This is a genomic window from bacterium, assembly GCA_035380285.1.
Lineage (GTDB): Bacteria > Auribacterota > Erginobacteria > Erginobacterales > DAOSXE01 > DAOSXE01.
The window spans coordinates 20453-30048 of record DAOSXE010000015.1; the positions used below are offsets into that span (position 1 = coordinate 20453).

Annotated in this window: 6 protein-coding genes and 1 tRNA gene; 3 read left to right on the plus strand and 4 right to left on the minus strand. The window is 60.7% G+C overall.

The window, feature by feature from the left end:
- Positions 1-17: 17 nt before the first annotated feature.
- From PLZ73_07240 to PLZ73_07250, 3 genes are all read right to left on the minus strand, one after another.
- Complete coding sequence (locus tag PLZ73_07240) at positions 18-587, minus strand: flavin reductase family protein (protein ID HOO77667.1); 570 nt, start codon at positions 585-587, stop codon at positions 18-20.
- On the minus strand, positions 584-2530 hold the full coding sequence (locus PLZ73_07245) for an HAD-IIA family hydrolase (protein ID HOO77668.1): 1947 nt from the start codon (positions 2528-2530) through the stop codon (positions 584-586). Before PLZ73_07245 ends, PLZ73_07240 begins: the two co-directional genes overlap by 4 nt.
- A gap of 683 nt (positions 2531-3213) precedes the next feature.
- A tRNA-Ala gene (locus tag PLZ73_07250) sits at positions 3214-3286 on the minus strand.
- Between the two features lie 114 nt (positions 3287-3400).
- Here PLZ73_07250 and amrB point away from each other — a divergent pair.
- The 3 genes from amrB to PLZ73_07265 all read left to right on the plus strand — a co-directional run bounded on the left by amrB (position 3401) and on the right by PLZ73_07265 (position 8899).
- The gene (gene amrB / locus PLZ73_07255) at positions 3401-4939 is read left to right on the plus strand and encodes an AmmeMemoRadiSam system protein B (protein ID HOO77669.1); all 1539 of its coding nucleotides are present in this window, start codon (positions 3401-3403) and stop codon (positions 4937-4939) included.
- Between the two features lie 91 nt (positions 4940-5030).
- Positions 5031-7688: a SpoIIE family protein phosphatase gene (locus PLZ73_07260; protein ID HOO77670.1), complete on the plus strand. Its 2658-nt coding sequence runs from the start codon at positions 5031-5033 to the stop codon at positions 7686-7688.
- Between the two features lie 131 nt (positions 7689-7819).
- Entirely contained in the window at positions 7820-8899 is a 1080-nt protein-coding gene (locus PLZ73_07265; GenBank protein ID HOO77671.1) for a hypothetical protein, read from the plus strand.
- On the opposite strand, the gene PLZ73_07270 is transcribed toward PLZ73_07265, so the two are convergent.
- On the minus strand, positions 8893-9531 hold the full coding sequence (locus tag PLZ73_07270) for a hypothetical protein (GenBank protein ID HOO77672.1): 639 nt from the start codon (positions 9529-9531) through the stop codon (positions 8893-8895). The genes PLZ73_07265 and PLZ73_07270 overlap by 7 nt on opposite strands.
- Positions 9532-9596 lie beyond the last annotated feature (65 nt).

The window sequence follows — 9596 nt, forward strand, 5'->3', positions numbered from 1 at the left end:
GCATGCATAATCGATCCTTAGTGCTTAACGTCAATGACTTTGCCATCTACAAGAAAGGTTCCGCTCGTCAAGTGGTACACCTGCGGTATTGCACTTCTCAGTTTTATCTTATCCTCTGAGAACAATTCTTTATCGATATCTGCTGCAACGACCAATCCAACAACAACGTGGTGGTTTCCTGCCTCCTTGTGCCATTGCAGCTTACATTCCAGATTGACTGCACATTCTGCTATCCGCGCGGGCTTCACCTTGTTCCTCGCATATGGTGTCAATCCCGTTTCCTCAAACTCATCCACGGCCGGCGGATACTCGTTAGCAGCCTGGTAAAGTTGAGTCAGAATCTTGCTCGTAGGAATTCCTACCACAAACTCGCCGGTCTTTGAGATATTCTTGAAGGTGTCAGACTTTGGCGAGATACCAAGCGCAACCATCGGGGGGCACGTCGAACACGGCGTGAACATAGCGTAGGGTGCCAAGTTCTTAACCCCCGCTGTGTCGACCGTTGACACGAGTACAACAGGGGACGGCTGAACCAAGTAGACAACTTTTGCAACTTTGTCTAAGACCTCGATCTTCTGATACTTCATCTTGTATCTCCTCTCATCTGATCTACCATTTCAACCAAATCCGCAAAAACAAGGTCTGGCCGGGAATCATGCGTGCGTCGAGCCACATCTTCAGCAGTACTTATCCCTCCAAGAACAAGGCAAGCCAACGCTCCAGCCTTTCTGGCTGCTGCTATGTCAGTATCGAGCGAATCCCCAATTACGGCTACCTCTTGCGGTTTCATACCCATAAGATGAAGTAGAAGGCGAAGCGAGAAGTCATTTGGTTTCCCCACGACAAAGGGCGATTTGCCAGTTACTGTTTCAATTGCAGCCACAATCCAGCCAGTTCCGGGCTTGTCCATACCCGGAGCAGCGAACACACGATCCCGGTCCGTGCATACGAACTCCGCACCCTTCAAAATTGCTCGCTGGGCTGCCACTAGGTCGGCATATATGAAATCCTTTGAATAGCCAACGACAACTGCGTCAATGTAACCAGTGTGATCATTGGCGGCGATATCCATGCCACCGCAGGCGAGCAACTCAGGTAGTGCTGGTGCTCCACCCAGCACCAAGCAACACCTGTATCCCTTAGTGCGGCAATACTCGGCAGCGGCAATAGTGGACGTCATGATATGCCGCGGGTCCGCTATCACGGCCATCTGGCCGAGTTTGTCTGCTAACTCCTGCTGCCTTCTTACGCTCGTGTTTGTCAAGAAGCCAACTGTAACGCCAGATTGTCGCAAAATGCGAATGGCCGCGAGGCTGGCTTCTATCGGCTTGTCTCCTTTATAGAGAACACCGTCGAGATCCAGCACAACTCCCCGTTTTGAAGCCAGATCCCGCAGCTTATCCGTGGACTTTACTGGCACCCTCGGATGGCGTGGCTCGCGTGGGCGTGAACATTGGATCGTATAGAGCGACCTCACGGCGGTATTCCAGGATAGCTTGTACTCTTCATGGCCGCGCATGAAATCAACTTCCTGTAGCCCGTTATCGCAAGCCCATCGAATCGCTTCACCCAATAGCACTAGCCCCGGAGAACAATCGTCTAACGCCAAATCAAAGGATGTGTTCCAGTCATAGTATCTGCCACCACGGATGAAGCCCATCCGATAAGCAACTATGTTGCCGTTCAGAAGCAGATGAAAAAGACAGAAATTCCCGGTTCCGGCGAAATCTTTCGCAACGTCATGAATGAAGCCTCTGCGCCTTGTGTCGGCAAATGCTTGGACTCCGTGAATACTGTCCCAACGAGTATCATGGAGATCAAATAGACGTTCGAGGGTTTCATGGTCGTAATCCCGGACAACTTGGAGTTCTACCTTGCCGCGGCGGCGCAGAGCCCGCATCTTGCGGTTCAGCATTCGCCGCCGGTTTCTTGTCCGTGACTTAAGATACTTATCCCAAGAACAACCAAGTTCTATATACGGCGCATCCTCTGCCCTGACAATAACCGGTGATAGACCGCAATCTTGAAGTGCACGTGTTACAATGTGCAAGGTGACGTCATCTTGCCGTATGTTTTGTAGCCTTATTTCATCCCATTCCAAATGGTCGCACATCGCGGCTGCGATGCGGTCGATAGGATCACATGCAAAGGCCGAGAAGACTCCGCCTAGGTAGTCACTACAACAATCAGAAAGAAGCGTAAGGATCGTATGGGATCCTACGCGTTTGCGCATCAGAGGCAGAATGGCAAGAACGTCATCTCCCAGCGCGGCCCAGAAGATGGACAATTCCCTGTCAGAACCGAAGTGGCCCCACCAGTACGAAAGCCAACGTGGATCAACCGAGACTGGAAGGTTAGGCTGTTTTTCAAGGATCTTAACCCAGTGAGGGTAGATTGCGGACCACTCCTCATTGCTCCTCACAACACCGACCTGGGCCCTACGATAGTCGCGTTCCGTCGACATGTAGTTACGCAGGGAATATTGCCAACTTGTCTGTGATGCATCCAGCCAGCTATCGCTGCACATCATCACTCCTGTTACTTGCTTTTTTCTTCCCGGGCGGCGAGATTCTCCTCAATCATGCGTGACACAATCCAAGAGAGCGAACGCTCCTCTTTCTCCGTCAACTCTTCCAAGATTTCTTAGACTTGCGGGGTAACTCGGACGCTCAGGAGTTTTATTTTCAGTTCAACCTTGTGCCTTTTCGTAGGGTGTACGACGTCATGCATTTGCATGCTGATTTTAATAATATATGATGTGTATGCTGTGTGATGATAGTAGAAAGAAGAAGGATCCGATAAACTGCTTTCTGTATGCCCATTAGTCGATTGATTAGTCCACCCGTCAGATGCTATAAATTGAGGCGCAGGTCACGGGACTTTTGGAGTATGCCCAGAAGGAACGTCTGCATCGTGGAGAAGTTTACGGAATTCATGACAGCATGGAAACCGGGCTGACCGGTTTTCAATGCAATGATGGATCGGGGAGTCAAATGCGCTGCTCGCGTGGCTCCCTGACCGCTTCGGGCGTAACCCACTCGGCGGGGGCCGCGGCGATTTTTCCATGCATTTCGAACACTACGCCGCCGTGCCCTTCTCCCTGGCGGAGGAGATCGTGGAACGACGGCGCCGGGAAGAGAAAATTCCCTGAAGCGGCGGCCGCGAGGGGGCCCGGCGGAAAAAAACCGGCTCCCCGGGGGAGGGAACCGGTCGTGGAGCTGAGGGGATTCGAACCCCTGACCCCATGGCTGCCAGCCATGTGCTCTCCCAGCTGAGCTACAGCCCCGATCAATCGGGTCAACTATAGCCGCGGAGCCGATCTAGTCAAATAAAAACTGCAGCGCCGTTCCCGACGCTGCCCGGGGCCGCGGGTTGTGGTATACTCAAAAGGCGGGAACCCATGAACCGGATACTGCCGATAATCTGCTTGAGCGCGGCGATAGCGGGCGGGGGCTGCTCCGCCGAGGATAAGCCGGCGGCGGGGGCGGGCGAACGGAAGCCGGTCCTGGCGGGCTCCTACTATCCCGCCGACCCCGGCGAACTCAAACGGGAAGTGGATGCCCTGCTTGCCGCCGCCCCCGAAGTTTCCGTTCCCGGGAGGCTGCTGGCCGTGGTCGCTCCTCACGCCGGTTACGTTTATTCGGGACCCACCGCCGCCGCCGCCTTCAAGGCCGTGCGGGGGAGGAAGATCGCCACGGTCGTACTCGTCGGCTGCGCCCACCGGGTCGGCTTCCCCGGCGTCTCCGTCCCCGATTTCTCCTCTTACCGGACCCCCCTGGGGGCGGTGCCGGTCGATTCGGTTCTGGCGGAGCGGATCCGGGCGGCCGCCCCGGAGATTGTCAGCATTCCCGGGGTCCACCGCAGCGAACCCACCCTGGAGGCGGAGATCCCCTTCATCCAGACGGTGCTCCCCGACGCCCGGATCGTGCCGGTTTTGATCGGGGATGCGCCGCCGGCGGCCTTGGCCGCGCTGGGAACGGTCCTGGGCGACATTCTCAGGGACGATCCGGAAACGATCGCGGTCTGCAGCACCGATCTCAGCCACTACCCCGGCGTCGAAGACGCGGCCCGGGTCGACCGGCAGACGCTTGAAGCCGTGGCGGCGCTCGATCCTTCCCGTCTCGACCTGGTCCGGGAGCGCTTCGAAGGCGGGAACGTTCCCAACCTGGTCTGCGTCATGTGCGGATTCCGGGGGGTCAAGGCCGTCGTTGCCGCGGCCCTCCGGGCCGGGGCCGACGGAGCCGCCGTCATCGCCTACGCCAATTCGGCCGATTCCCCGGCGGGGAACCCCGACTCCGTGGTCGGTTACGGCGCGGTGGCGATTTACGATTCCGAACGAGACCGAGCGGACAATCAGGAGGAGCAGCCCATGAACACCGCCACCGACGCAAATCTCTCGCCGAAGGCCCGGGCGGAACTGCTGAAGACGGCCCGCGAAGCCCTGACCGCGGTCGTCAACGGCAGGCCGCTTCCCGATTCCCCCATCGACGACCCCGAACTCCAGGGGCACCGGGGCGCGTTCGTCACCCTCAACGAAAACGGGGCCCTGCGCGGGTGCATCGGCCAGTTCACCGCCGACGAGCCCCTCTACCGGGTGGTGCGCACCATGGCCCGCGAAGCCGCCCTCCACGATCCCCGTTTCGTCCCGGTCTCCCCCGCCGAAGCGGACCGGATCGACATCGAAATCTCGGTTCTCTCCCCCATGCGGCGGATCTCCGATCCCCTCCGGGAGGTGGTGCCGGGCAAACACGGCATCTACATCCGGCGGGGGGCGCGGGGGGGCACCTACCTGCCCCAGGTCGCCACCGAACACCACATGGGACTGGAGGAGTTCCTCTCCTCCTGCTGCGCCCACAAAGCCGGCCTGGCTCCCGACGCCTGGAAAGACCCGGAGACGGAGGTCTACGTCTACACCGCCGAGGTCTTCGGCGAGGAGTGAACCCCGGCGGGGCGGCTCCTCCCGGTTCCGGTTTCATCTGGATTCCGGGCGGCGAATAATGCGAGAATCCTTTCGTCCGAAACGGATCCCGATGAACCCGCGTAAATCATTCACAATTTCGGCCCTGATAATCGCGGCCGCGGCCGTCGCCGCCGCCGTGGTCTTTCCCACCGAAACCGCCCGTTTCGACATCCCCGTGGCTTTCACCTTCAGCGGGGAAGACCTGCTGGTCGTCGAGAAAAACGACAACACCATCCTGCGGCTGCGCGGGTTTTCCCCCGGTGCCCCGATGCACCTGGAGGAGGAGCGGGCCATCGAACCCGACGACGACCGTTTCTACTACATGGTCAGGGACCTGTATCCGGCCCCCGGGGGGGTCATGGTCCACAGCTACATCTACGACCGTCGGACCACCGACTTTCTGGGCTACCGCTTCAACCTCTACCGGGATATCGCCCGGGCGCCCGAAACCGTCTTCACCATTTTCCTCAAGGAACCCGACGAATCCCCGGAGCTGCGCTACGCCGCCGGGCCCGGGGGGCGGCATTATTTCGCCAACAACTGCCGGGGACAACGTTGCGTCTGGCGGCTGCCGGAGGATGCCCGGGGAGTGGTCATGACAAACGGCGTTCCCCCCGCGGAGATCCAGGAGTTGGGCGACCGCAACGGCGAGTTCGGGTACTGGATGAGCCTCTTCGTCGACCCGGAGGGGACGACATACCTCTCGTCCGGCGAAGACGACCAGATCGTCCGGTTCGACTCCGAGGGCAAGCGGCTGAGGGCGTGGGGACGACCGGGACGGGAGCGGGGGGAACTTCTGGCCCCGGTGGACGTTTTCCTGCTGGCGGAGGCTCCGGGAGGGGAACCCCGGTTGACCGTGGCCGGAACCGGCAACCGCGACTGGGTCTGTTTCGACCGTGAGGGGGAACCCGTCCGGGTCATAGAACCCCTGGAAAAAGGGTATCCTTACATCGATATCCTGGTGGGAAGGATCTTCGATATCGCGGGGAGGAACCTCAGCTACGACCTGGCCAACAAGTGCCTGGTCGTCGCGGGTCCGACCTTCGAAGCCGTCGAGGTCTTCCGCAGGCCCGCCCGGCTCCGGACGGTCCTGCTCTGGCTGGGGGCGGGGCTGCTGGTCCTGCTGATCGCCGCCCGGGACCGCCTGGCCGCCCTCTGGAGACGGAGGAGGATTCCGGTTTTTTTCAAGATCATGCTTATTTTCGCGCCGCTGGTGGTGGGGGGGTTCCTCATCAGTTCCCGGGCCCGCAAGATCAGCTACCAGGCCTACCTGGAGGAGTCGAGGCTTCGTTCCGCCAACCTGGCCCGGGCGATCCTCAACAGCGTCCCCGTCGAGGAACTGGAGAACATCAACCGGCCCGAAGACCGGGGAAGCGAAACCTACGAGAAGATATTCGCCGCCGCCGACCGCCTGATCGACCGCAAAAACGTCCCCCAGACTCCGAAGTGGATCATCCATAAGATCGCGGGGGGACGCTATTACTTCGGGATCAACAGCTGGAGAGGCCCCATCTTCGAGCCTTTCATCGTCCCCGCCCAGCGCAGGATGTTTCTGGACGCGCTGGTGAAGAAGGAGCCGGCCTGGGGGCGGTTCGTCGACGACCAGGGGGAGTGGGTGAGTTACCTCCTCCCCGTTCTCGATCGGCACGGCGAAGTCATCAACGTCATCGAAATCTACCGGTCCACGGAGGAGATGGCCCGGATAGAACAGGAGACCTTGAGCAGGGTCAAGGAAAACGCGGTTCTGATCGTGATCTCCTTCACCCTGCTGGCCCTGGTCTTCTCCTGGCTGTTCGTGCGGCGCCTGAAGCGACTGACCGTGGAAACCCGCGAAATCAGCCGGGGCGATTTCAGCCGGCGCGTCGATTCCCGGGCCCGGGACGAGGTCGGCGACCTGGGCCGCGCCTTCAACCACATGGCCGAGGACCTGAAGAACTACACCCGGGAACTGGAGAAAACCACCGCGGAGAAGGAAAAGATCCAGAGCGAACTGCGCCTGGCCCACCAGATTCAACAGGACATCCTTCCCCACGTTTTTCCCCCGGAGGTGGCTTCACAAAAAGTCGAACTCTTCGGCAGAATGGTGCCGGCCCGGGAGGTGGGAGGCGATTTTTACGACTACATCATGATCGACGATCATCACATCGGAGTGGCCATCGCCGACGTTTCCGGGAAAGGGGTTCCCGCCAGCCTCTTCATGATGGTCACCCGGACCCTGCTCTTCAGCAACGCCTCCTTCAACCGGGAAGCGGCCGAAACCATCGCCAAGGTCAACCGGCTCCTCTGCCTCAACAACACCTCCTGCACGTTCGTCACCCTGTTTTATTTCGTCTGCGACCTGAGGACGGGCCGTTTGGAATACTGCAACGCCGGCCACAACCCGCCGGTGGTGCGCAAGGGCGGGGCCGTCCGCCTCCTGCGCGAGCCCGGAGAAACGGGGCAGCCGGCCCTGGGGATACTGGAGGATGCGGACTACCGCCAGGGGCGTATGACCCTCGATCCGGGAGACGTTCTCCTCCTCTACACCGACGGGGTCACCGAGTGGCACAACCGCGACAACGAGCTCTTCGGAGAAGAACGGCTGCTGCGGGCGGTGGCCGAAGCGGGCGACCTCCCCGCCCGCGACCTGGCCGCGACGGTTTTCGCCAAGCTGGAGGCCTTCGGGGGGGAAGTCGAGCAGTTCGACGACACCACGATGCTGGTTTTCAGATACCTGGGACATCCCTGATGGCGGGAGAAACGCGGCCGGAGTACACTAAAGGCGGGGAGCGGGGCGCCGGGAGCCGGGAATGAAGCGGACCGAACGCCGATCGAACACGCCGGGGACCCAACCCGGCGACGAAGAGAAACGAGGCTAGCGTGGGGGCGAAACGTCTCAAGGCCGATCCCGAAAGCATCGATTTCATTTTGGCGGCCAGTCTCCTGGCCCGTCAGCAGCGGGGCAACCACGCGGGATACTACGCGCTGGCGGCGCTGAGCCGGCTGTTGGAAAAAAACCTTCCCGGAGAGACGGGGCCGATCGAGGCCATGAACATCCGGCGGCGGCTGGACCGCCTGATCGGAGAAACCGAGTTCCCCGCCGAAATCGCCGCCAAGGTCTACGAGAACTGGAGACCGATCCGGCCCTTCCTGGAGAAAAAAATCAGCATGGTACCCTCCCACCGCATGCGCCGGATCCGGCTTTTCGTCGAGTTGGTGGCATGGGTTTTCGAAAACTACGCCCGGGTACCGGTCTCCGAAGTCGTCCGGGAGATGACCGTGGCCGACCTCGCCCGCCTGGAGCAGGGTTTCGGGTTCAAAGTCAGGGAGACCAAACAAAAGAAACGGGAATTCCAGGGCTTCGCTCTCGCCGACTTCGACGACCTGCTCCGAATGCGCAAGCGCCTGGACGAGGCCGCGGGCGCCCTGGGCGGCTTGCTGGGCGACCGGGGAGGCCTCAGGCTGGGCCCCAGCCTGAGCGCGGTCGATTACACCAGTTCCTGGGTGGCCCTGACCTGGTGGGACAACCCCTTGGGCGAACCGGACGGCGAAGCCGGGTTTCGGGTCATGGCCACCACGGAAACGATCACCGCCGGCTTTTTCCTGGGCGCCGAGAGTACCCGCACCCGGGAGCGTTATTACCGGCGCCTGGGATCGGGCGAACTCGCCGGCTCCCTGGAGCGGTTCGCGGGAGCGGGGGGAACGTTCTTCGACTTTTTCTGGACCTGCAACCAGGACGAACGCCGTCCCATCGACGCGCCGGAGCAACTCCGGCCCAAGATAGAGGAGACACTGGCGGAACTCGCCTCCCTCCCCCCTCCCTACCCCGATACCCCGCTGCTGCCGGGCTGGGCCTGGACCCGTGAAGAAGCGGCGGGAATGCGGGAGCGCATCCTCCCCCTGGCCGCCGGGGCCTTCGGCCCCTGCGCCGCCTTAACGGCGGCCCTGGCCGGTCAGTAACTGCCCCCGGAGAGTTTGAAGAGCCAGAAATCGGTGGGAACGGTCAGTTCTTTCTCCTCCTCGCCGGGAACGTCCTTGACCTCCAGCACTTCCCGCTTCGGAAACCAGAACTCCCTTCCCTCGGAAACGAGACAATAGGCGCGATCGGTTTCCCGGAGGATCCGGGCGCGCGCGGCGGTGAAGGCCTGGTCGTCCTCGCTCGGGTTTTCCAGGCGGCGGAGTTTGAAGTTGTAGTAGTTTTTCTGGATGACGAACCGGCAGCGGTCGTCCTCGATCGGTTCGATCTCGGAAAAACAGACCCGGGGCAGAAACATCTCCCGGCCGTCGATTTCGACGCAGAGGGCGTCCTGTTCCTCCCTGACCAGGCGCCCGACGACCTCGACCACATCTCCCAGGATCGAACCTTTGACCCCGGTGGCCTTCTCTTTCAGCCCCCTCATTTCCGCCCGCTTGGCCTCGAGGACCGATTCGAGGATTTCCATCTCGTAGATGCCCTGCTCCGCCCGCAGACAGGAACGCACGGCTTCTTCGGGAATCCAGACCTTGCCTCCCCCCAGGTCGACCAGGCTGGCTTCCTCGGTGCGGATCAATACCTTGAGACGGAGACGGACGTAGCGTTCTTCCTCGGGCATCGAGATCATCCCCCCGACGGTTTCCGGGTTTACCCGAAGCCCATGGTAGCAGAAGCCGGCGCCGG

What these genes read in the sequence shown, in the direction of transcription:
- PLZ73_07240 (HOO77667.1), bottom strand. Translation starts at nt 587, where the DNA reads ATGAAGTATCAGAAGATCGAGGTCTTAGACAAAGTTGCAAAAGTTGTC.
- PLZ73_07245 (HOO77668.1), bottom strand. Translation starts at nt 2,530, where the DNA reads ATGATGTGCAGCGATAGCTGGCTGGATGCATCACAGACAAGTTGGCAA.
- amrB (HOO77669.1), top strand. Translation starts at nt 3,401, where the DNA reads ATGAACCGGATACTGCCGATAATCTGCTTGAGCGCGGCGATAGCGGGC.
- PLZ73_07260 (HOO77670.1), top strand. Translation starts at nt 5,031, where the DNA reads ATGAACCCGCGTAAATCATTCACAATTTCGGCCCTGATAATCGCGGCC.
- PLZ73_07270 (HOO77672.1), bottom strand. Translation starts at nt 9,531, where the DNA reads ATGCCCGAGGAAGAACGCTACGTCCGTCTCCGTCTCAAGGTATTGATC.